This window comes from Arthrobacter sp. HY1533 (assembly GCF_027568515.1).
GTDB lineage: Bacteria > Actinomycetota > Actinomycetes > Actinomycetales > Micrococcaceae > Specibacter.
In genome coordinates, this window is record NZ_JANKZF010000009.1 from 86,165 (window position 1) to 108,609 (window position 22,445).

The window sequence follows — 22,445 nt, forward strand, 5'->3', positions numbered from 1 at the left end:
AACCTTACGGCTGGTCCGGGGTGTCCTTCGTGGCAAGGAGCGTGTCCGTACCTTCGGCCACGGGGGCGGCCGCGGCGGTCTTGCCCGCAGCTCGCTCGGCCTCGAGGCGCTCGGCCTCCTCGCCGCCCACGGCCTCGCCGCGGGCCACCATGCCGGAGGTGTCAGAGAGCGGGATGACCTTCATGAAGATGGCCAACACCAGGGCAATGACCATGAACGGGATGAGGTACCAGAACACCGGTGCCAGCGAGTTGGCGTAGGCGTTGATGATGCCGTCCTGGATGGCCTGCGGGAGCTGGTGCAGCGCCTGCGGGTCCAGGGAAGACATGGCACTGCCGGCCTGCTCGGGGGTGGCGCCGCCGGCTGTGAAGACGTCCTTGAGGGACTCGGCCAGGCGGGTGGTGAACATGGCACCGAACACGGCCACACCCAGGGCCGAACCCACTTCGCGGAAGTAGTTGTTGGTGCTGGTTGCGGTTCCCAGCTGCGCCGGCGGAACCGAGTTCTGCACAACAATCACAACGATCTGCATGATCAGGCCCAGGCCGGCACCGAACACAAACAGCTGGGCGCAGATGACCCAGATGGGGGTTTCGGCGGACAGGGTTGTCATCCACAGCATGGCAATGATGGTCAGGATGGAACCGGCAATGGGAAACGCCTTGTACTTGCCGGTCTTGGTCATGCGGATACCTGACCAGATGGACGTGCCCATCAGGCCCACCATCATGGGCAGCATGAGCAGGCCGGACTCGGCGGCGGAGGTCCCGGAGGACATCTGCAGGAACGTGGGAACGAACGCCAGGGCGGCGAACATGCCCATGCCCAGCACAAAGCCGATCGCTGTGGAGTTCAGGAAGATCGGGTTCTTGAACAGGCTCAGCGGGATGATCGGGTCTGCGGCGCGGCTCTCGGTGAAGATGAACAGTGCAACCGCGGCGATCAGGCCCGCACCCCAGGTCCAGGTGACCATGGAGGTCCAGCCGTCGGTCTTGCCGCCAAAGTCGGTGAAGAAGATCAGGCAGGTGGTGGCGATGGACAGGAAGACCACGCCCATGATGTCGATCTTCTTCTCGGCCTTCTTGGAGGGCAGCGTCAGGGTGAAGAAGGCGATGATGAAGGCGGCAATGCCGATGGGGATGTTGATGTAGAAAGCCCATTCCCACGTCAGGTGGTCAACAAAGTAACCGCCCAGCAGCGGGCCGGCAACGGCGGCAAGGCCGAAGATGGCGCCCAGCGGGCCCATGTACTTGCCGCGGTCCTTGGCGGGAACAATGTCGGCGATGATGGCCTGCGAGAGGATCATTAAGCCGCCGCCGCCCAGGCCCTGGATGGCGCGGAAGATCACGAAGCCCCAGAAGTCAGTGGCGAACGCGCAGCCAATGGAGGCGAGCGTAAAGATGGCAATGGCGGCCAGGAACAAGTTCCGGCGGCCCAGCACGTCACCGAACTTGCCGTAGATGGGCATCACGATGGTGGTGGCCAACAGGTAGGCCGTGGTGATCCAGGTCTGGTGCTCCACGCCGCCGAGCTTTCCCACGATGGTGGGCATGGCGGTGGAGACAATGGTTTGGTCGAGGCTCGAGAGCAGCATTCCGGCGATCAGCGCGGAGAAGATGATCCAGATCCTCTTTTGGGTCAGCAGGAGCGGTTCGCCTGCCTTGAGTGCGGTACTCATGATGTCCCTTCGAAGGTCATGTGCGAAAAGGTGAAAAGTTGTTGGGCCGTGCGCAGGTTTGCCGCCAGCAGCTCGGGGTAGCCGGCGATGTTGTCCTCGGAGAAGAAGGCCTTGCTGGCGCGTTGTGAACAAGTGCCAAAGAGTGCCGCCGCCATGAGGGCCACGGGATCATCGGCGGCAAGCTGCTCACGCTGGGCAATGAGGTCGGCGAACTCGCGCTCGCGCTCGTGGGCGCTGCCCATCATTTTCATCATGACGGCCGGCTCCTTCTTCATGGCCGCGATGAGCTGGTGGATGTGCTCGCGGGTGAAGTTCATTTGCTCCGCCATGGCGCAGGTGAGCCTGAACAGGTCCTCCAGCAGGGTGGTGGTCACACCGGCGGGGCCGCGCTCGGCACCCTCCGCGCCGGCGAGGAACGCTGCCATGGCCTCGGCCGGGAACTCGTCCAGCAGGTGGCCGATGATGGCATCTTCCTTGGACGGAAAGTAGTTGAAAAAGGTGCGGCGCGAGACCCCCACGTCCTCGCACAGCTGCTCGATCGTGAAGCCGTTCAGGCCCTGCTCGGCCGTGAGCACCCGGGCCCGCGCGGTAATGGCGGAACGGGTTGCCTCACGCTTGCGGGCACGCAGCCCCTGGGGCCGGCAGAAATTTGCACTCTCAGTCACAAAGTAAAAGTTTGCACTATGTATCCCAAAGTGCAAAATGTTTTGGGAGTGGAATTAATCACATAAGGCACCTCCGCGGGTGGTCGCGGAAGGCTGTTAAAGCGGAATGCCCGGGCCTCGACAGGCTCGGCCACCGGTGGTCGTGCCTGTCGAGGCCCGGGCATTCTTGCTGGTGTTACTTGGGTGCGACAGTCATGGCCATGACGTCCAGGCCCGAATCCAGCTGCTCCATGGTCAGTTCGCCGCGGTCAACGAAGCCCAGGGCCAGGACGGCTTCACGGATGGTGAGGCCTTCCTTGATGGCGTGCTTGGCGATCTTCGCGGCGTTCTCGTAGCCGATGTACTTGTTCAGCGGCGTGACGATGGACGGGGAAGCCTCGGCCAGGAAGCGGGCGCGCTCCACGTTTGCGGTCAGGCCGTCGATCATCTTGTCGGCCATGACGCGGGAGGTGTTGGCCAGCAGGCGGATGGACTGCAGCAGGTTCGAGGCCATGACCGGGATGCCCACGTTCAGCTCAAACGCGCCGTTGGTGGAGGACAGGGCAATCGTGGTGTCGTTGCCGATGACCTGTGCGGCAACCATGATGGCGGCCTCGCAGATGACAGGGTTGACCTTGCCGGGCATGATCGAGGAGCCGGGCTGCAGGTCGGGGATGTTGATTTCGCCCAGGCCCGTGTTGGGGCCGGAGCCCAACCAGCGCAGATCGTTGTTGATCTTCATGATGGAGTAGGCGATGTTGCGCAGCTGGCCGGATGCCTCGATGAGGCCGTCGCGGTTGGCCTGGGCCTCGAAGTGGTTGCGGGCCTCGGTCAGCGGCAGGCCGGTGTCGGCGGCGAGCAGTGCGATCACGCGCTGCGGGAAGCCGGCGGGGGTGTTGATGCCCGTGCCAACAGCGGTGCCGCCCAAGGGGACCTCGGCCACGCGGGGGAGTGCGGACTCGACGCGCTCAATGCCGTAGCGGATCTGGGCTGCGTAGCCGCCAAATTCCTGGCCGAGCGTGACGGGGGTGGCATCCATCAAGTGGGTGCGGCCGGACTTCACAACGGTGGCGAATTCGGCTTCCTTGCGCTCCAGCGACTCGGCCAGGTGGGCCAGTGCGGGGACGAGGTCGTTGATCAGGGCCGAGGTGGCTGCAACGTGGACGGAGGTGGGGAACACGTCGTTGGAGGACTGCGAGGCGTTGACGTGGTCGTTGGGGTGGACCACCTTTTCGGAGCCGGCAGCCACCAGGGCGCGGTTCGCCAGGGTCGCCAGGACCTCGTTCATGTTCATGTTGGAGGACGTGCCGGAACCGGTCTGGAACACGTCAATCGGGAAGTCGCCGTCGAACGAGCCTGCGGCAACCTGGTCGGCTGCACCCTCGATTGCGCGGGCCAGCTCAGCGTCGAGCACACCCAGTTCGGCGTTCGTGGTGGCGGCGGCCTTCTTGATGCGGGCCAGCGCTGCAATGTGGGCCGTTTCCAGCGTCATGCCGGAAATCGGGAAGTTTTCAACGGCGCGCTGGGTCTGCGCGCTGTACAGGGCGTTGGCCGGAACCCGGACCTCGCCCATGGTGTCGTGTTCAATGCGGAATTCTTGTGCGGAGGCCGCGGCAGTTTCAGTCATGCCTACACCATATCGCCGCGGCCCCTGCAGCTAAAAACCGCGGGTCAGCGTCCCAGGGAGCCGTTGCTGTAGACGAGGTCGGCGCTGCCGTCGGAGAGACGGTAGGTCAGGCCCACCACGGCGGTGCGCTGGCGGGCCACGGCGTCGGCGATGATGGGGGAGTTTTCCACCAGGCGCGCGGCCGTCTGCTTGACGTGCTCCTCCACCATGGCGTTGACGTCGCTGTCCTTGTCCTTGCGCAGGCTGGCCAGCACTGACGGAGTGATGCGTTCCACGAGGTCCCGGACAAAACCGGCCGGCATCTCGCCGGTGGCCACTGCGCCCTTGGTGGCGGTCACGGCGCCGCAGTTGTCGTGCCCCAGGACAACGATGAGCGGCACCTTCAGGTACTCCACGCCGTACTCGAGCGAGCCCAGTGCGGTGTTGTCCAGGACGTGTCCGGCGGTGCGGACCACGAAGGCGTCGCCCAAGCCCAGGTCAAAGATGATCTCGGCGGCCAGGCGCGAGTCGGAGCAGCCAAAGATCATGACGAACGGGTTCTGGGCCGACATCAGCGAGGTGCGTCGGGCGGAATCCTGGTTCGGGTGGGATGAGGTGCCCTCGACAAAGCGGGCATTGCCCTCCATGAGCTTCGCCCAGGCCTCGGGAGGGGAGCTGGGCAAGTCCACGACCACGCCGGTGCTGCTGCTGTCTTCTTCACCGCTCATTATTTGCTGTCCTTCGCTGTGCTGCTTGGCCCGGTGCTTGCTTCCCCCGCGCCGTTCCCGGCGTCAAGGTGCCTGGTGGATTCGGTGGCAAGGACGTCAAAATCCTTGAAGTCGGCGGCACCGGTCAAAACAATGGTGGTGTCGCCGCTGGTGAGCACCAGGCTGCGGTCACCCTTAGGTCTATCACGGAGTTCCCACTCGTGGCCGTCCACGGTGCGGGTGCCCGTCACGGGGGCGTCATGCGCCTGGTCCGAAATCCAGGTGGGATTGGCGGTGATGGACTGGCGCAGCGCAATGAAAGTGTTGCTTGAGGTTACGTAGCCAACGTCCCAGAACGCCACGCCGTCGGCGCCAGCCGGGTTCCAGCGCGCATAGTTGGCCGACCAGCCCTTGGGCATGGGCGCTACGGGGTCAAAGCCGGCCGTGTCGGCTGCGTGGCCGGCCACGGCGGCAACGTCCACAGTGTGGCGGTAGGCATCGGCCTTGGGCTCGGGGTTCAGCCACACGATGGTCACCACAATGGCCACGGTGGAGAACATGGCCAGCAGCATGCCGATCACGGAGGCGTTGGCGCGCTTGGCCGCCCCGGCGGCAATGACGGGCTTGACGGGAGGGGTGGAACTGGATTCACTCACCCTCCCATCTTCCCAGATCCCGGAGGCCAAGCCGCCATCGGGGCCCGGACGTGGCGCAGCTCACGGTGGCCCGTGCCGCCGGGTCGCCTATGATTGGCCCTGTAGGCAATAACACGGCAGGCTGCGCACCGTCGCGCACCACAAATTCTGCGCCTACCCGAACAATGGGGTTTTTACGTGGCTGAAAAAGCATCACAAGCTGACTATTCGCAATTGTCGCGCTCTCTCGCCGTGGGCGACAGTGAGCCGGACCGCAACCTGGCCCTTGAGCTGGTGCGTGTCACGGAAGCCGCGGCCATTGCCGGCGGCCACTGGGTAGGTTTCGGCGAGAAAAACCTGGCCGACGGCGCGGCCGTTGACGCCATGCGCTCCCTCCTTTCCACCGTCCACTTCAACGGCGTGGTTGTCATTGGCGAGGGCGAAAAGGATGAAGCCCCCATGCTGTTCAACGGCGAGGTTGTGGGCGACGGCTCCGGCCCCGAGTGCGACGTTGCCGTTGACCCGATCGACGGCACCCGCCTGACCGCCATGGGCATCAACAACGCCCTGGCCGTGCTGGCCGTGGCCGAACGCGGCACCATGTTCGACCCTTCCGCAGTGTTCTACATGGAAAAGCTCGTCACGGGCCCCGAGGCCGCCGACATGGTCGACCTGCGCCTGCCCGTCAAGCAGAACCTGCACCTCATCGCCAAGGCCAAGGGCGTGAAGGTCAACCAGCTCACCGTCATGGTCCTGGACCGCGACCGCCACACCAAGCTCATCGGCGAAATCCGCGAGGCCGGCGCCCGCACCAAGATCATTCTCGACGGCGACGTGGCCGGCGCCATTGCCGCCGCCCGCTCCGGCACCGGCGTGGACGCGCTCATGGGCATCGGCGGCACGCCCGAGGGCATTGTCGCGGCCTGCGCCATCAAGACACTGGGCGGCGTCATCCAGGGCCGTCTCTGGCCCACCTCCGATGAGGAAAAGCAGAAGGCGATCGACGCCGGGCACGACCTTGACCGCGTGCTGTCCACCAACGACCTCGTCACGAGCGACAACTGCTACTTCGCCGCCACCGGCATCACCGACGGTGATTTGCTGCGCGGCGTGCGCTACGACAAGGGCCGGGTCATGACCCAATCAATCGTGATGCGCTCCAAGTCCGGCACCATCCGCTTCGTGGACGGCGAGCACCAGGCAGCCAAGTGGGAGACGTACGCCCGCCGCAACTAGGTACGCCGGTGGCCGCCTGTCCCCGGTGGTCGAGTCTGTCGCCGGTGGTCGAGCCTGTCGAGACCCGGCAGCCGGTAGGGTTGAAGCATGACTTTGAGTGTTGTGCCTTGCCATGTCCGTGACGAGTGGGATGCCGCCGTTGATTCGCAGCAGGGGCATCCCATGCAGCTGTGGGGCTGGGGCGAGACGAAGGCCGCGCACAACTGGCGCGTGGACCGGGTGCTCGTGAAGGACGGCGACCGGCTGGTGGGCTCGGCCCAGCTGCTGCTGCGCCCCCTGCCCTTCCCGTTCCGCTCCCTGGCGTACCTCGCAAGGGGACCCCAGGCAGAGGCGGGCCGGGAGAACGAGGTGCTGGACGCCGTCGGCCGCTATGTGAAGACCACCCACAAGTCCGTTGCGCTCACCGCCGAGCCGGACTGGGACGAGGGCTCCGTGGCCGTGGCAACCCTGCCGGCCACGGGCTGGACGCGCAGCGCCTCCACAATCCTGATCCCTCGCACGCTCATCCTGGACTTGACCCGCAGCGAGGATGAGCTGCTGGGTGCCATGTCCAAGAAGACGCGCCAGTACATCCGCAAATCCAGCCGCGAGGCCCTGGAATACCGCGCGGTGACTGCGGCCGAGCTTCCGCAGGTCATGGCCGTGTACAAGGACACCGCCGAGCGCGCCGATTTCGGCATCCACCAGGACGGCTACTACGCCGACATCCTGGCGAACCTTGGCACTGCCTCGCCCATCTACGGCGCGTTCGAGGGCGACAAGCTCGTCTCGTTCCTGTGGCTGGCAGCCAGCGGGTCCACGGCGTTTGAGCTTTATGGCGGCATGACGGAGCAGGGCAGCGTGCTGCGTGCCAACTTCTCGCTGAAGTGGCTGGCCATCTGTGAGATGAAGGCCCGCGGCATCACGCGCTACGACTTCAATGGGCTGCTCAATGACGGCGTCTCCAAGTTCAAGTTCGGCTTTGCCGACCACGAGAACATGCTGGCCGGAACCTGGGACCTGGGCCTGTCCCCGCTGTACCCCGTGTTTGCCAAGGCGCTGCCGCTGGCCCGCCGCTCGCTGCGCAAGGTCAAGGGCCTGCTCAAGCGCTGACTTCCGCGAGTCCGCAGCACTTGACGCTTTGAAACGTCTAAGCGTCAAGTGCTGCGGGTTCGGCGTCAGTCGAAGTCCTTGCGGGTGTTCAGGAGCCCACCCATCGAGCGTCCCGCAAGGTTCTGCGGGTCCGGCCAGCCGCCCAGCTTCAGTGCCCGGGCAATCTTGGTCACGACCACTTGTTCCCCCGCACGGATGTCTTCGTTGTTGATCAGTACTTGGTGCCAACCCAAGGACCTGGTGATGTAGTCCCTGTCGTGGTCCTTGGCTTGCTGGGCCGCGGTGAAATGGTGCAGGCCGTCATACTCGGCACACGTCCTGTATTTCTCGTTGGCCAGGTCTGGCCCCACCTTGCCCCTGCCGGCGGCGTCCCGGATCTCCACGTTGTGTTCAAAGTCCGGCAACGGGGAGCGGACAATGATGAGCCGCAGCATCGTTTCGCGGGCGGAATCCGAGCCCACCCTTGCCAGGTCCAGGGCGGCCCGCAGTTTTCGCACTCCCCGGCTGCCGGAATGCTTGGCCACGTAGGCGCGGAGCTCGTCCATGGGAACCCACGGGTGGATCTGCCGTCCAAAGGAACGGTGGTGTTCGCTCACCAGCTGGTCCGCGATCGCCACCAGCTCGTCTACGGTCAGCACGGGGGCAATGTCCAGCAGCGTCCGGAGCTTGGAGGTGGCAGGGACGCCGTCGCAGACCACCACGTCAGCGGGGTCAAGGGCCAGCTCATGTCCCCGGACGTCGTTTCTGCGGGGAGAGTCCTGGCCCGCAGGCCTCGCCACATCGAAAGGGCCATGCTGCAACCGGGCCGGAAGGTAAAAGCCGTGGATCCGGGCCGCGGTCAGGTGGCTTATGACGCCATTCGGTGTCACCTCCGCGAGCGTCCGGCAACAGTCCAGGAGTCCCGGTTCAATGTCCCGGGGCACCCGGATGCCCCGGCTGGGGATCCAGAGATCAGATGCCCGGGTGCGGCGCTCGGAAACCCCGTTCCGCAGGGCCGACTCCAACGCAAAGGGAACCCCGGAGATGGGTGGTGGCAGCGGCTTGGGCCTTCTCATGCCTCCATTAGGGCAGGATTCGCGGCGCCCGGAGGCTGGGATTGGCTGTTTTGGGCGAATCTGTGGACAACAGTTTTCAGTATCCACAGTCCAGGGGGTTCGGTGCCGCCCGTGAACGCAACGCGAGTCCGCAGCTCATGACGCATTGAATGGTGAAAGCGTCATGTGCTGCGGTCTCGGCGTACCCAAGGCTGCCAGGGGCTGGACCCGAGGAGATGGCCGAAGCGGTTAGCCGGCCACCGTCACGGCGAAGACCACTGCGGGCCCGTCGGAGTGGGCCGCGTCGACGTGCGGGTGCACCATGACGGGGTTCTCGGCGGCGGGGACAAACACTGATCCGCCGCGGGAGAGGGCCATGTCGCCACGGGGGGAGTCCAGCAGCACGGAACCGGACACTGCCAGGACCAGCAGCGGCCCGTTCTGCACCAGGGGCACGGGATCGGAATCCGCGGAGATTTCCACGCGCTGCAGAGAGAATTCCGCGAACGGCGGCTCCCACATGTGCTGGTCAAGGTCGGTGGTGCGGGTGGGCACCACGGGCACGCCGCTCGGGGCAAAGTCAACGGTTTCCAGGAGTTCCGGCACGTCAACGTGCTTGCCAGTCAGGCCGCCGCGCATCACGTTGTCCGAGGACGCCATGACCTCCAGGCCCAGGCCCTTCAGGTAGGCGTGGATGTTGCCGGCCGGCAGGTAGATTGATTCGCCCGGCTGCAGCGAGACACGGTTCAGCAGCAGCGAGACCAGCACACCGGCGTCGCCCGGGTACTGCGCGGCAAGGTCAACCACGGTTTCCAGGGACGACAATGCGTTGGCGGGCAGCCCTGAAGCTGCAGAAGCAACGGCGGCGCCGCCATCGGCCAGTGCCGAGGCGGCCAGCTCCACGAGGGCAGTGGTTTCGTCTCCGCCGCCCAGCAGAGCCTCAAAGGCGCGGCGCACCACCATGGGCTCTGCCATGCGGGAGTTCAACGCCATTTCCACGGCGCCCAGCAGCGCGGGGACCTCGGCACCGGAGGCGGCAATGGCGGTGCCCACGGCCCGGAACAGTGCGGCCGACTCCGCGCACGGGCGGAAGCCGCACAGTGCCTCGAACGGCGTCAGGGCCAGGATCATCTCAGGCTTGTGGTTCGCATCCTTGTAGTTGCGGTGCGCGGCGTCGCGGGGGACACCGGCGGCTTCCTCGTCGGCAAACCGCTCGCGGGCGCGCTCCAGCGTGGGGTGCACCTGCAGGGACAGCGCCTTGTCGGCGGCGAGCAGCTTGGCCAGGAACGGCAGTTTCGCCCCGAACGCGGCATGCACGCCACTGCCCAGGGTGGATTCCGGGTGCTCGGCAATGAGGCGGTCCAGCGGCATGGGGCCGTCCGGCGTCGCGGCGACTGAGGGAGAGTCCGGGTGCGCGCCCATCCACAGCTCCGCCTCGGGGCCGCCACTGGGTTCCTTGCCCAACAGCTCGGCAATGGCGGTGCTGGACCCCCAGGGGTAGTCGCGCATGACGTTGGTGAGTGCAAACATGTGGGGATTCTCCTGGTCCAGGCAAGCGGGTTTGCATCCCAGCCTATCCATAAAAATCCCCGCCGGGTGGCAGTTGCGCCTATCCGGGGGAGCACGTCCCGTTGTTGTCCAAAAGGGCTGTGAGCATGGCGTCGTCGCCGTTGATGGCGAGCTGCTGGAGGTAGTCCGCGGTGATCTGCGGACCGGCCGACGGCGTCTGCTCGGCGGGTGCCTCCGGGGCCGGCACCGGTGCCGCTGGTGCCTCGGGTGCGGGAGCCTGCGGAGCGGCACCTGTGCCCGGGTCCGCGGGGGCGGGGGCCGGGGTGGTCGCGGCCGGTGCGGCAGGAGCCGGGTTGAGCAGCGCCTTGACGCGCTGGTGCACCGCATCGAAGTCGGGGTAGGTGGAGAATTCCGTGGGGAAGTCCGGCGGGCCAATGGTCAGGCGCGCAAGCGGGTGGCCCTTGGATTTCAGCGCCAGGGACACAAAGCTGCCCAGCTGGCCGGCGGGCAGGTCGGATTCAATGACCTTGGAACCGGCGTCGGCAATGGCATTGAACTTGGTCAGCACGGTGGCCGGGTCCATCTGGGCCAGCATGGCGGCCTGGATGCACTGCTGGCGCTGGCTGCGGTTGTATTCCAGCACCCACTGCCGGGAGCGGGCGTACCAAAGCGCGTGGTAGCCATCCAGCGTCTGCACGCCGGGGGCGATCCAGCCCGTGGGCGGCAGGTGGTCGCCGGTGCCGTTGACGTCGTCGCCGCTGATGGGCACCCAGCCGCCAACGTTGACCTTGACCCCGCCCAGGGCGTCGATGAGCGTGGAGAAGCCGGCCATGTCCACCAGGACGTAGCCCTGGATTTTCAGGCCCAGGATGCCGCCAGCGGCGTCCATCATGGCCGCGGCCCCCACGTCGGGAGCACCGGGGTACAGGCCCGGGTGGTTGTTCGTGACGTCCGTGTACAGGAAGTTGATGATGCAGTCGTCCCCGCAGTTGTAGCCGTCGGGGTACACGCCCCACAGCGGCGAATTGGGGGAGAACGGCGCGTTCTGCAGGTTGCGCGGGATGCTGATGGTTGCGGCGGCGCCTGTCTTGGCATCGACGCTGACCACGATGATCGAGTCAGGGCGCCGGCCGCTGCGGTCCTCGCCGGCGTCACCGCCCATGACCAGGAAGTTGTAGCGGCCATCCACGGGCTTCATGTCCGGGCCGGCCTGGAAGATGGAGGTGATGGCGTTGCGCCCGGAATTGATCAGGAACGCCCCGTAGCCCAATGTGCCGCTGGTCAGCACCATGAGCACCACAAGCGCCCCGCCCACCATGCCGCGCATGCCCGGCGCCAGCAGGCCCGGGCGGATGATGCGCAGCGTGTTCAGGAACATGACGGCCCAGCCCACGGCGGCGGCCACCATGGCCACGATGACCAGCAGCGAGGTGACGGGGTTGGTGAACAGGTTCAGCAGGGTTTCGCGCTGCACCAGGGCAAGCACGACGGCGGCAATCACCAGTGCCCACACCGTGAAGGTCACGCGCAGGGCCAGCCGGCCAAGGCGCTTGTTCCCGGCCACCACCTGGGCGGAACCGGGCAGGACGAGGGTCAGCAGCAAAAGGAACCAGGCCCGCTTTGAGCGCACGGGGGCCGACGCCGATTCGGGGTACCGGACCGGGTTGGTCAACACTGGCGGGCGGTTGGAGGCCCTGGACACCTTGGGGCTGCTGAAGCTCATGCTGTTGGGATCACGCCCCTGCCGGGCCGGAACCGGGCCGGGCAACGGCCAGCGGGTACTGTGCCCCCGCGGCGGCGCGCAGCGCCGCACCCTTGGCGGAGGCCTGGTCGTTCAGGGACTGGGCAAATTCGGCCAGCTGGGCCGCAAGCGAGGCGGCCAGCTCGTCGGTGCCGGAGGCCAGCATGCGCACGGCCAGCAGTCCTGCGTTGCGGGCCCCGCCGATCGAGACGGTGGCGACGGGGACGCCGGCGGGCATCTGCACGATCGACAGCAGGGAGTCCATGCCGTCCAGGGTCTTCAGCGGCACGGGCACGCCCACCACGGGCAGCGTGGTGACGGAGGCGAGCATGCCGGGCAGGTGGGCGGCGCCGCCGGCCCCGGCAATGATGACGCGGATGCCGCGGGCGGCAGCGTTCTGGCCGTAGGCAATCATCTCGGTGGGCATGCGGTGCGCGGAGACAACATCGGTCTCAAACGGGATGCCGAATTCGCTCAGGGCGGCGGCGGCCAGCTCCATGACGGGCCAGTCCGAGTCCGAGCCCATGACGATGCCGACAAGCGGGGTGGTGCTGTTCATAGGATTTATGCTCCGTCTTTGATGATGTTGGCCGCGGTGGTGGCGCGGGCGCGCACGGCGGCGACGTCGTCGTTCGGGGAACCGATCACGTTGACGTGGCCGATCTTGCGGCCCGGGCGCACGGACTTGCCGTAGCTGTGCACCTTGGCGGTGGGCTCGGCTGCCAGGGCGGCGGGGTAGGCGCTGAACAGGTCCTGGTTGGCGCCGCCCAGGAAGTTCTTCATGACCACGATCGAGCCCAGCGCGGACGTGGCGCCCAGCGGCAGGTCCAGGACGGCGCGCAGGTGCTGCTCGAACTGGCCGGTGACCGACCCGTCCATGGTCCAGTGGCCCGTGTTGTGCGGGCGCATGGCCAGCTCGTTGATGAGGAAGCCGGGGGCGCGTCCGGGGGTCTCGAAGAGCTCGGCGGCCATGACGCCTGTGACGCCGAGTTCATTGGCGATCCGCAGGGCGGCGGCCTCGGCGGCAGCCTCGACCTCGGTCGGCAGGCCCGGTGCCGGGGCGATGACCTCGTCGCAAACGCCATCCACCTGGACGGACTCGGCCACGGGCCAGGCGCGCGCCTCGCCGGAGGGGGTGCGGGCCACGAGGGCGGAGAGTTCACGCGAGAACGCGACCATTTCCTCCACGAGCAGCGGGCTCATGGCCTCAAACCAGTCGGCTGCGGCGTCGGCGTCGGCGGCGGAGCGCAGCACCTTGACACCCTTGCCGTCGTAGCCGCCACGCGGCATTTTCAACACCACGGGCCAGCCGTGGGTGTCGCCAAAGGCAGCAATTTCCGCCGGGGAGGAAACAGCGGCCCAGGCCGGGTTGGGCAGGCCCAGGCGCTCAATGGCCGCTCGCATCACGAGCTTGTCCTGGGCGTTGACCAGGGCGTCCGGGCGCGGCTGGACGTTGACGCCCTCGGCGATGAGCGCCTGCAGGTGCCCGTTCGGGACGTGTTCGTGGTCGAAGGTCAGGACGTCAACGCCGCGGGCAAAGCTGCGCAGTGTCTCCAGGTCCTTGTAGTCGCCCACGGGTGCCGTGGCCACCACGGGCACGGCACACACATCGGGGGCTTCCGCCAAAACACGCAATTCAAAACCAAGGGCCACGGCTGCGGGGGCCATCATGCGGGCCAGCTGTCCGCCGCCCACCACACCGATTACAGGAAAAGTCACAGTCCCCAGAGTACCGAATGACTCGCCGGTTCTTGGCTTTTGGGCCTGCTTCACCGGCTGTTAACCGGCAAGTGTGGGCCAATTCCCAGCGTGCAGGGCCTGTTCCCGTGCGGTCTGGGACGCCAAAGGGCTTAGAATTTCCTAGAGCCTGCAGCGTGATTCATCCGTTTCTGGCCGGACGCCGACGGAGGACCATGTACCAAAAAACAGTTGACCGCATCAAGGGCCTGATGGGCCTTTTTTGGCGTGAAGTCGCCAAGTTCGGCGTCGTGGGCGGTGCTGCCTTCGTCATTGACACCGGCATTTACCTGTGGCTTTTGGGCGGCAGCATGGGCGGGCACCCGACCAAGGCAAAGATCATCTCCGCCGCCGTGGCCACCATCTTCTCCTGGCTGGCCAACCGCTACTGGACGTTCCGCCACCGCCGCCAGGCCAACATGCTCCGCGAAGTGCTGCTGTTCATCGTCATGAACGGCGTCGGCATGGGCATTGCCGCCGCGTGTGTGTACATCTCCCACTGGGTGCTCGGCTTCGAATCCACCACGGCCGACTTCATCTCAGGCTCCGTGGTGGGCCTGGTCCTGGGCACCGTCTTCCGCTTCTTCGCCTACCGCTTCTGGGTCTTCACCGATGAGCTCGACGCCGAACCCGGCTTTGAGCAGGACCACAAGCTCATCGAGGCCGACCACAGCCGCTAGCCGGTGATGTTTTCGGTGCTGCGCAGGTGTTCGCTGGCTTCCACGCCCTCACCGAGCAGCACCACGGAGCCGCCGCCCGCCCACGTTGCCAGTGCCACGGGCACGACGGCGTCCCAACCGTGACGCACCTCAAGCAGCATCCGCCGGGGTGCTTCGGGCGCGGGCGCCTGGGCCAACAGCTCCGCATAGCTCGTGTCCTTGCCGCCGTGGCTCCAGGCCGTGTCGGCGGGGGAGGGTTCTGCGTCCGGGAAGAAAACGTCTGCATGCGAGCGGACGTCCCCGGAGTAGTCAAGGGTGCGCGGCGGCAGTTCGCCCATCCACCGCATGGCCAGGGCCGGCAGTGCCACGGCAACCACCAGCGGGGCCGGCTTGGCCGCAGCCGCGCGTTCCCAGGCTGCTGCCGGATCAGAGGTGGCAACGATGTCGGCGGAAGCCCCCACGGCGGTCTCGCCCGTCACGGCCGTTGCGCCCACGCCCCAGCTGGCCAGCAGCCACACGAGCGAACGCCAGTGCAGCGGCAGGTCGACGGCAACCACAGTGCCGGGTTCGCCGTCGAGCTCGTCCACCAGGTAGTTGGCGGTCTTGGCCACCCAGTTCTCCAGGACGCGGCCGGAGAATTCCACGCGCTCGGAATCCGGCCCGTACCAGGTCAGCCTCGGCGAGGTGGCCTCGCGGGTGCGGAAGGCATTGAACAATTCTGCGGGGGTGCTGGGGAGCTGGTCCATGCGCCCATCTTTCCACGTCCGCTCCGGGGCCGCACCGGTACCACTGTCCATCGAATGGAGCAATTGCGGTCCGTGATGTGACGTCCGCTACATGAATGTGTCTGAACAATGCACAAATTCTCAGGAAACACCCAGATCCACGCGGAATCCGGTGATTTAGGAGCTTCGATGGCGAAAATAGGCGGCTGTATTGGTATGTAGTTGCCGGGCGTGGCGTGCAGGATGTTCCCGGTCGGCACTGGTTATCATTCAGCGCCGCTTGACGCGGGAGACTTACATGGATGTAATTAGACCCACGAACCGCCGCGAACGGCACTGCAGCAACCGCACATGGGGGTCCCGGTTCACGGGGTCAGTGCCAGCGGCAACATTCAGGAGGACAGTTATGGGGCAAGCGCGTCTGAGTGTGACAGAGGTCCAGGGCAATGCAACGGCAGCAGCATCCACGCCGGGCGCAGCGCAGGGGACAGAATCAATGGCGGCACAGGCTGCCGCCGCCTACCATTCACGTGGGGTTCCCACTGACTGGTATGTGGACCCGGCAGATCCCGGGGCCGCCGCGTTCCACGAACGCGAAAGCCGCAAGTCCCTGGAGGACGCCGCAACGGCATTTTTGGAATTGCACCAGGACGACGAGCCTGCGGCACTGCATCCCCAGGACGTTGAAACAGGCACCAGCCAGGCCATCTGGATTGGACTGGGCACCGCGCCTGATGATTTCTCCGACGAAGGTGAACTAGGCTGGCAGACTGATGCGCTGTGCGCGCAGACCGATCCCGAGGCGTTCTTCCCCGAAAAGGGCGGGTCCACCCGGGATGCAAAAAAGGTCTGCGGTGCGTGCAACGTCAAGGCTCAGTGCCTTGAGTACGCTCTCGCCAATGACGAGCGGTTTGGAATCTGGGGCGGCCTGTCCGAGCGTGAACGCCGGCGGCTGCGGAAGCGAGCGGTCTAATTCTTGAAGCAGTAAAGGTCACGGCCGTTCTGGTTGCCCACAACGGCGGTGCCTATCTCCCCACGGTCTTGGCCGCACTGGCCGCACAAACCCGGCCGGCCGACCAGGTGGTGGCCGCCGACGCAGCCTCCACGGACAATTCGGGGGAGCTGCTGCGCCAGAATCTGGGCGAGCGCAACGTCATTTCGCTGGAGGGCCGCAAGGGCTACGGCGCCGCCGTGGACGCCGTGCTGGCCCACCAGGGCCGCTTGGCACTGTCGGGACGCCAGAGTGCGGCTGCGCCGGCAGCCCCTGGCGGCCGGGCCCGCTCCGGCGGTGTGGCTGTGCTCGAGGACGAGCGCCCCGGCAACAATGAATGGATTTGGCTGCTGCACGACGACGCCGCACCCGCGCCGGACGCACTGCAGAGATTGCTGGAGGCCACCGAGCGTGCCACCACGGCCACGGTGGTTGGCTGCAAGCAGCTGGACTGGGACCACCGCCGCCGCCTGGTGGACGTGGGCCTGTGGGCCAACAAGTCATTTGACCGTTTCACCCTGGTGGGCCTGGACGAGCAGGACCAGGGCCAATACGACCACAAGTCCGACGTGTTTGCCGTCAACACGGCCGGCATGCTGGTGCGCCGGGACGTTTTTGAAAAGCTGGGCGGACTTGACCCCGCACTCCCGGGCCCCGGCGACGACCTGGACTTTTGCGCCCGCGTCCGCCTGACCGGTGACCGGGTGGTTGTGGTTCCGGACGCCCACATGTTCCACGTGGCGCACCGGCCCGACACCCTCGGCTCGGCCGCGGCCGCCCGCAAGTCCGCCATCTTCCTGCGCCTGAAGCACGCCCCCGCCTGGGCCGTGCCGCTGCTGGCCGCGGGAACCTTCCTGGCCTCCTTCTACTGGCTCATCGCCGGATTTGTGCTCAAGGCCCCGGGCCACGCCATCCGCATGTTTGCCGCCACCATGGCCGGCCTTCTGCGACCCGCCGCGCTGGCCCGCAGCCGCAGGGCGCTGGCCGCCCAGCGCACCATGCCCCGCTCCGTCCACAAGGGTGTCCTGGTGGACAACCGCACGGCCCGGGCACACCTGAAGATGCTGCGTGAATCAGTGGGGCCGGACACCGAGGCCCCGCAGGAAATTCCGGCCGGACCCTCCATCCTGGAACCCACTGGTGAAACCCACCAGGAAACCGTCACGCCGCTGGCCCTGGGCCGCACCGCTCCCATTGTCAGTGCACTGGGGCTCGTTGCCCTGCTGGCCATTCTCTCCCTCGTGGCACTGGGCCGATTCATGGGTGTGCCTGCGCTGACCGGAGGGGCCCTGCTTCCCGTGTCGGAACAGCTTGACGGCATCTGGCGGCACGCCACCGACTGGTGGGTCTCCCTCGGTTCCGGCCTGCCCGGACGCGGCAACCCCTTCAATTTTGTGCTGGCCCTGCTGGCATCGGCCGGCGGCAACGGCTCAATCTCCGTGCTGTGGCTCGTGTTGCTGGCGCTGCCGTTGTCAGGCTTCACGGCCTGGCTCGCAGCCGGCGCCTTCACCCGGCAGCGCTGGACGCGCATTGTGGCCGGCCTGGCCTGGGCCGGCGCCCCCGCACTCCTGGTGGCCATGGGACAGGGCCGTGTCGGCGCACTCCTGGCGCACGTGCTCATCCCCGTGGTGGTCCTGGGACTGGTGCGGGCCGTGGGTGGCGCCGTGGGCGCCGAGGCTGCGGCCGCGGTGGTTCCCGGCGCACCAGCCCCGGCGGCCGGCGTCGCCAAGCTGGGCCGACCGGGCGTTGACGGCAACTCCTCCTGGACGGCTGCTGCCGCGGCCGGCCTGGCCTTGGCTGTCGTGACAGCCGCGGCGCCAAGCCTGCTGCCCGTTGCGGTGGTCGGCATCCTGGCCACCGCCCTGCTCATGGGCCGCCGAGGCCGGACCGTGTGGTGGGCGCTGGTGCCCCCGCTGGCCCTGTTCATGCCGTTCGCACTCTCCGCCTGGAACAACCCGCGGGCCCTGCTGGCCGATCCCGGCCTGCCCCTGGCCTCCAACGCCGGCCCCGCCTGGCAGCAGCTGCTGGGCTTCCCGGAGCAGGTTTCCGCTACCGAGGGCCTGCTGGGCTTGGGCCCCGTGCTCTCCGCACCGTGGTGGACCTGGGTGGCCGTGCTGCTCATCGGTGTGCCCGTGGTTGCCGCCGCCGTCGTGGCGCTGGTGCTCCCGCTGCGCCGCGCCGCCACCGTGCGCGCCATGTGGCTCACGGCCCTGCTGGCCCTGGCCGGCGCCTGGGCCGCCAAGTTCATTGCCGTGGCGTTCGACGGCGCCACGCTGGTGGCGCCGTTCAGCGGACCTGCCGTCTCGCTTGCCTTCTTTGCGCTCCTGGCGGCGGCCCTGCTCGGCTTCGACGCCGTGTACCGCCGCGCCTACTCGGACGGCCACCACACCCTGTTCCACAAGGCAGGCGCCACCGCGCCGGCCACCATGAAGCACCGCACAGCCAAGACAACCTCGGCCGTGCTGTCGGTGGTGCTCGTGGCCGCGCCGCTGGCAAGCCTGGGCCTGTGGACCGCCCAGCAGTTCTCCGGCCAGCCGGCGCAGCCCGCACTGACAGGCTCGTTTGCGCTCAACGGCGTCACGGCCGGAACCATCCCCGCCACGGCTGCCGACCGCGGCACTGGCCCCGAGGCCACCCGCACCATTGTGCTGGCCATCGCGCCCGACGGCGGCGTGCACGCAACGCTCATGCAGGGTGCCGGAACCACGCTGGACGCTACGAGCACCATCGCGGCAGCCGCCCGCATCGCCGGGGACCCCGGCACGGAGTTCGTGCAGGATCCCGACGCCGCAACCACTGCCTTCCAGGACAGCGTGGCCGCCATCCTATCCAAGTCGGGCCTTGACCCGCGGGCCGGCCTGGTTGACCTGGGCGTGGGCTTCGTGGTCCTGCGCGAGGGCGACACAGCCGCCGAACTGCTGGCCAGTGAACTGGAGGCCGTCCCCGGCCTGGACACCGTGGGACCCACCGAATCCGGCTGGCTGTGGCGCGTGAAGCCCAGCTACGCGGCTGCCGGACAAAGCGATGTGGTCAACCGGGTGCGCCTGGTCGACGCCGCCGGCAAGGCCCTGGCACCTGTCCCCTCGCAGGGGCAAAACGTTGACACCGCCATCCCCGCGGGCGACGCCGGGCGGCTGGTGGTTCTCGCCGAGCGGGCCGATCCCGGCTGGCAGGCATGGCTCAACGGCAAACCCCTGAAGGCAGCCGGCTCCGGCTGGGCCCAGGCCTTCGAACTGCCCGCAGATGCGGGACGACTTGAAATCCGCTACGTCCAGCCGCTCGACGCGGTCCTGGGCCTGACCCAGCTGGTCCTGTTCGGCCTGACGCTCCTGCTGGCACTGCCGGTGAGGGCGCGCCGCGGACGCACGGGTGCCTACAGGGACGAAGCTTCATTGCAAAAGGTTGGTAGAGGTGCCTGAGATCGAGAACAACAGCGCGGAGGAAACCCCTTCCCCCGCAACAGAGGCAAAGGCTCCCAAGACCGCCAAGGAGCCCAAGGAGCCCAAGGCTGCCAAGGCTCCGCGCCGCACCCGGCGCACGGTGAAGCGGCGGTGGCCTGCCGTGGTGGGCGGCGCATCAACCCTGCTGGTGGCAGCCGCGCTCGTGGGCGCCGCAACAGTGTTCCCGGGCAGCGACGCCACCAAGGCAGTGGCCCCTGTGCCGCATCCGCTGCCCGTGGGGGAGGCGCTGGCCAACTGCCAGGGCCCCACCCAACTGCTGGCAGGCTCGGCCGCCGGCGCGGACCCCGAGTTCTCGGCGAACTCCTCGTCCACGAAAACGCAACTCAACGCCGTCGTGCTCAGCAGTTCAGGCGGCGAGATCCCCGGTGCGGGCGTGCAGGCGCTCGACGGCAAGTTCTCCCCGCTGTTCACCATTTCCGAACCGCCCGCCGCCACGGCGGAGTCCGGCACCAAGGAATTGACGGGCAAGCCCAAGATGCGGGCCGAGGTGGAGCAGGGCCGTGACGCCGCGGGTGCCTCGGTGCTGCGGGTGCTGCCGCTTGGCGGTGAACCGTCCCAGGGCGCCGGCTCCGTGGTGGTGTCCTCCGGCGACGGCGACCTCAAGGGCCTCGCCGCGGCCACCTGCCAGACGCCGTCCAATGAAATGTGGCTCGCCGGCGCAAGCACCACCGTGGGACGTTCCGCCGTGCTCATGGTGTCCAATTCCTCGGCCAGCCCGGCCACTGTTTCCTTTGAGCTGTTCAGCACGGCAGGTCCCGTGCAGGCCGCCGGCAGCAAGGGCCTGGTGGTTCCGCCCGGCACCGTGCGTTCGGTGGTGCTGGCCGGCCTGGCGCCCGACCAGGAACTGCTCAGCGTCCACCTCAAGAGCACGGGTGGCGCCGTCAGTGCCGTGGTCCAGCAGTCAGTTCTGCGCGGGCTGACCCCCGGCGGCGTCGACTACCTGGCACCCGTCCAGGCCCCGTCGTCAACGCTTGTGGTGCCGGGCGTGCGCGTCCAGGCGCCGGCCACCGCCGCCAAGATCTCCGGGCAGTCCGGCTACGCCGACGCCGCCACGGCGCTGGCCATCACGGTCCCCGGTGTCCGGGACGCGGTGGTGGAGGTCAAGGCCTTCGGCCCCGACGGCCAGGCGGCGCTGCCCAACGGCGGAGTCTTCACGGCCAAGGCGGGCGCCGTCAGCGGATTCGCGCTGGCGGGGCTGCCGGAAGGCACATATTCGCTGAGCCTCAGTTCCGACGCCCCGGTTGCGGCGGCTGTGCGGCTGTCCAACTCCACCAAGCCCGGCGAGGCCGTGGACCTGGCCTGGGCGCCGTCGGCCGAACGACTCGGCGACACCCACCTTGCCACCGTCCCGAAGGACGCCGGGTCCCGGCTGGTCTTCACGGCGCCCGGGGGTGCGGCAACCGTGCAGCTCGTACCGGTCACGGCCGGCGGGGTCCTCGGCGAGGCAAAGGTAGTTGACGTGAAATCCGGGTTCACCGCCACAGTGGATCCCGCGTCGCTGGGCAAGGACACGGCCGCCGTGCTCATCTCGGCCTCCGGTTCCCCTGCCTTCGGCACGCAGCTTCTGTCCGACGGCGGTTCGGCCGGCATCGCCGTGCTGCCCATCGCCGGGACCAACGCAGGCACGCAGGCCATCAAGATCACCAGCGGCTACTGAGCCTTGGCTGCTGAGCCGCGGCACCCGGGGGTGCGGTGAGTCAGTGCCCCCGGAACCGCCGGAATCCCGGATCCACGGTTTCGGGTTCCACGTTCATGAGCCCGGCCGCCTGCTCGATCAGCACCTCGTGGACAAGTTCACGGACCTGCCCCGGGGTGTCGCACAAGGCCTCAACGGGGTGCCGGTAGATCGCAATCACCGCGGGTTCGCCGGGTGAGTCTGCCCTTCCCGGGATGGCCGGGGTGAACTTGCCCAGGGGTGCCTGGGTGCCGGCTGCGATGAGCGCCTCCAGCTTGCCCGGAACCTCCTCAACCAGGTACTCCACGGGTTCCAGGGCCTCGGGCCACAGGGAGCGGAGCCGGTCGGCGGAGTCCACCACCAGGTCCTCGAATTTTTCGCTGCGCGTGCGGTAGGCGGGCAGTGTGGACGGGATGAGCTCCCCGCGCAGCCCGCGGCCGTGCCTGTCGCGGCGCCGGCGCGAAAAGGGCCGGGCATTGGCCGGGGCCTTGGCGGCATCCCCCGGTTCCAGCGAAATGGTGAGCGGCTGCCCGCTGCTTCCGGCGTTGAACTCCATGGATTCACTGTAGGCGCGGGGCCGCCCAAGGGGAAATAATGCGGCAGTGGGGGTAGTCTTGGGGATCGTGGGAACCCTTCGTCAATGCACCCGATCCGCCTGCCGTGAAGCGGCCGTGGCCACTTTGACGTACGTGTACGCCGATTCAACCGCCGTTTTGGGCCCGCTGGCCACCTTTGCCGAGCCGCACTGCTACGACCTGTGCGCCAAGCATTCCGAACGCCTGACGGCGCCCCTGGGCTGGGAAGTCATCCACCTGGCCCGCTCAGACAAGCCGCCCGTGCCCGGCCCCGACGACCTCCTGGCCCTGGCCGACGCCGTGCGCGAGGCCGCCAACGCAGGCCAGGAAGCCGAGACCGAACCCGCAGGCGCCCCGGCCCGGCGGGAATTCCGCGGCACGCTGGAACCTCCTGCGCACGCACCCGGAACAGGAACCGGACGCCGCGCGCACCTGCGCATCCTGCGGGACTGACCCTCCGGGCACCCGCAGCGCCCCAACAGCAACGGCCCACAGGCCACACCACCGCTGGCCACAGCCGGCCCGGAAGCGAAACGGAAGACCATGGCGAAACTGAGCGAGAACCTGATGGCAGTGCTGCGCTGCCCCGTGACAGGATCCACCCTGGTGCAGGAGAACGGCGAGCTGGTCAGCACGGCCAACGGCCCCGACGGCACCCCGCTGCACTACGCCATTGACGAGGGCATCGCCCTCCTGCTGCGTCCGGAGCAAATCACCGCGTAGAGGTTTTATCCCGCCCC

Annotated in this window: 20 protein-coding genes; 8 read left to right on the top strand and 12 right to left on the bottom strand. The window is 67.6% G+C overall.

Annotated features, from left to right (window positions below):
- Positions 1–4 precede the first annotated feature (4 nt).
- From PCK14_RS09260 to PCK14_RS09280, 5 genes are all read right to left on the bottom strand, one after another.
- Positions 5–1,678, bottom strand: a complete 1,674-nt coding sequence (locus PCK14_RS09260) for an MDR family MFS transporter (RefSeq protein WP_269938188.1) — start codon at positions 1,676–1,678, stop codon at positions 5–7.
- A complete protein-coding gene (locus tag PCK14_RS09265) occupies positions 1,675–2,343 on the bottom strand; it encodes a TetR/AcrR family transcriptional regulator (RefSeq protein WP_269938189.1) in 669 nt (222 codons plus the stop codon). The genes PCK14_RS09260 and PCK14_RS09265 overlap by 4 nt, the downstream gene beginning before the upstream one ends.
- 175 nt (positions 2,344–2,518) lie before the next feature.
- Positions 2,519–3,949, bottom strand: a complete 1,431-nt coding sequence (locus tag PCK14_RS09270; RefSeq protein ID WP_269938190.1) for a class II fumarate hydratase — start codon at positions 3,947–3,949, stop codon at positions 2,519–2,521.
- A 44-nt stretch (positions 3,950–3,993) separates the two neighbouring features.
- The gene (locus tag PCK14_RS09275) at positions 3,994–4,656 is read right to left on the bottom strand and encodes a carbonic anhydrase (protein WP_269938191.1); all 663 of its coding nucleotides are present in this window, start codon (positions 4,654–4,656) and stop codon (positions 3,994–3,996) included.
- Complete coding sequence (locus PCK14_RS09280) at positions 4,656–5,291, bottom strand: DUF4245 domain-containing protein (RefSeq protein ID WP_269938192.1); 636 nt, start codon at positions 5,289–5,291, stop codon at positions 4,656–4,658. Before PCK14_RS09280 ends, PCK14_RS09275 begins: the two co-directional genes overlap by 1 nt.
- Positions 5,292–5,468: 177 nt before the next feature.
- On the opposite strand from PCK14_RS09280, the gene glpX reads away from it, so the two are divergent.
- Positions 5,469–6,506 (top strand): class II fructose-bisphosphatase, encoded by a 1,038-nt coding sequence (glpX, locus tag PCK14_RS09285; RefSeq protein WP_269938193.1) that lies wholly within the window; start codon positions 5,469–5,471, stop codon positions 6,504–6,506.
- Between the two features lie 87 nt (positions 6,507–6,593).
- A complete protein-coding gene (locus PCK14_RS09290) occupies positions 6,594–7,598 on the top strand; it encodes a lipid II:glycine glycyltransferase FemX (protein ID WP_269938194.1) in 1,005 nt (334 codons plus the stop codon).
- Positions 7,599–7,663: 65 nt separating this feature from the next.
- Here PCK14_RS09290 and PCK14_RS09295 read toward each other — a convergent pair whose 3' ends face one another.
- The 5 genes from PCK14_RS09295 to PCK14_RS09315 all read right to left on the bottom strand — a co-directional run bounded on the left by PCK14_RS09295 (position 7,664) and on the right by PCK14_RS09315 (position 13,601).
- Positions 7,664–8,653: a DUF559 domain-containing protein gene (locus PCK14_RS09295; RefSeq protein WP_269938195.1), complete on the bottom strand. Its 990-nt coding sequence runs from the start codon at positions 8,651–8,653 to the stop codon at positions 7,664–7,666.
- Positions 8,654–8,881: 228 nt separating this feature from the next.
- Positions 8,882–10,162, bottom strand: a complete 1,281-nt coding sequence (gene manA, locus PCK14_RS09300; RefSeq protein ID WP_269938196.1) for a mannose-6-phosphate isomerase, class I — start codon at positions 10,160–10,162, stop codon at positions 8,882–8,884.
- 79 nt (positions 10,163–10,241) lie between these two features.
- On the bottom strand, positions 10,242–11,864 hold the full coding sequence (locus tag PCK14_RS09305; RefSeq protein ID WP_269938197.1) for an LCP family protein: 1,623 nt from the start codon (positions 11,862–11,864) through the stop codon (positions 10,242–10,244).
- A gap of 10 nt (positions 11,865–11,874) precedes the next feature.
- A complete protein-coding gene (gene purE, locus PCK14_RS09310; protein ID WP_269938198.1) occupies positions 11,875–12,441 on the bottom strand; it encodes a 5-(carboxyamino)imidazole ribonucleotide mutase in 567 nt (188 codons plus the stop codon).
- A gap of 5 nt (positions 12,442–12,446) precedes the next feature.
- Positions 12,447–13,601: a 5-(carboxyamino)imidazole ribonucleotide synthase gene (locus PCK14_RS09315; protein WP_269938199.1), complete on the bottom strand. Its 1,155-nt coding sequence runs from the start codon at positions 13,599–13,601 to the stop codon at positions 12,447–12,449.
- 194 nt (positions 13,602–13,795) lie between these two features.
- On the opposite strand from PCK14_RS09315, the gene PCK14_RS09320 reads away from it, so the two are divergent.
- Entirely contained in the window at positions 13,796–14,299 is a 504-nt protein-coding gene (locus tag PCK14_RS09320; protein ID WP_269938200.1) for a GtrA family protein, read from the top strand.
- Here PCK14_RS09320 and PCK14_RS09325 read toward each other — a convergent pair.
- Positions 14,296–15,024: a TIGR03089 family protein gene (locus PCK14_RS09325; protein ID WP_269938201.1), complete on the bottom strand. Its 729-nt coding sequence runs from the start codon at positions 15,022–15,024 to the stop codon at positions 14,296–14,298. The genes PCK14_RS09320 and PCK14_RS09325 overlap by 4 nt on opposite strands.
- A gap of 475 nt (positions 15,025–15,499) precedes the next feature.
- On the opposite strand from PCK14_RS09325, the gene PCK14_RS09330 reads away from it, so the two are divergent.
- The 3 genes from PCK14_RS09330 to PCK14_RS09340 are packed head-to-tail and all read left to right on the top strand — an operon-like array spanning position 15,500 to position 21,112.
- Positions 15,500–15,976, top strand: a complete 477-nt coding sequence (locus PCK14_RS09330) for a WhiB family transcriptional regulator (RefSeq protein ID WP_269938318.1) — start codon at positions 15,500–15,502, stop codon at positions 15,974–15,976.
- 29 nt (positions 15,977–16,005) lie between these two features.
- Positions 16,006–19,413 (top strand): glycosyltransferase family 2 protein, encoded by a 3,408-nt coding sequence (locus tag PCK14_RS09335; protein WP_269938319.1) that lies wholly within the window; start codon positions 16,006–16,008, stop codon positions 19,411–19,413.
- Positions 19,406–21,112 carry a DUF5719 family protein gene (locus PCK14_RS09340; RefSeq protein WP_269938202.1) on the top strand — a complete coding sequence of 569 codons (1,707 nt, stop codon included), beginning with the start codon at positions 19,406–19,408 and terminating at the stop codon, positions 21,110–21,112. The genes PCK14_RS09335 and PCK14_RS09340 overlap by 8 nt, the downstream gene beginning before the upstream one ends.
- A 40-nt stretch (positions 21,113–21,152) precedes the next feature.
- Here the strand turns inward: PCK14_RS09340 and PCK14_RS09345 are convergent, their stop codons facing one another.
- Complete coding sequence (locus PCK14_RS09345) at positions 21,153–21,686, bottom strand: metallopeptidase family protein (protein WP_269938203.1); 534 nt, start codon at positions 21,684–21,686, stop codon at positions 21,153–21,155.
- A gap of 67 nt (positions 21,687–21,753) precedes the next feature.
- Between PCK14_RS09345 and PCK14_RS09350 the strand changes: the two genes are divergently transcribed.
- Both PCK14_RS09350 and PCK14_RS09355 read left to right on the top strand, forming a co-directional pair.
- Positions 21,754–22,158 (top strand): DUF3499 domain-containing protein, encoded by a 405-nt coding sequence (locus tag PCK14_RS09350; protein WP_269938320.1) that lies wholly within the window; start codon positions 21,754–21,756, stop codon positions 22,156–22,158.
- 90 nt (positions 22,159–22,248) lie between these two features.
- Positions 22,249–22,428 (top strand): hypothetical protein, encoded by a 180-nt coding sequence (locus PCK14_RS09355; RefSeq protein WP_269938204.1) that lies wholly within the window; start codon positions 22,249–22,251, stop codon positions 22,426–22,428.
- Positions 22,429–22,445: the final 17 nt, after the last annotated feature.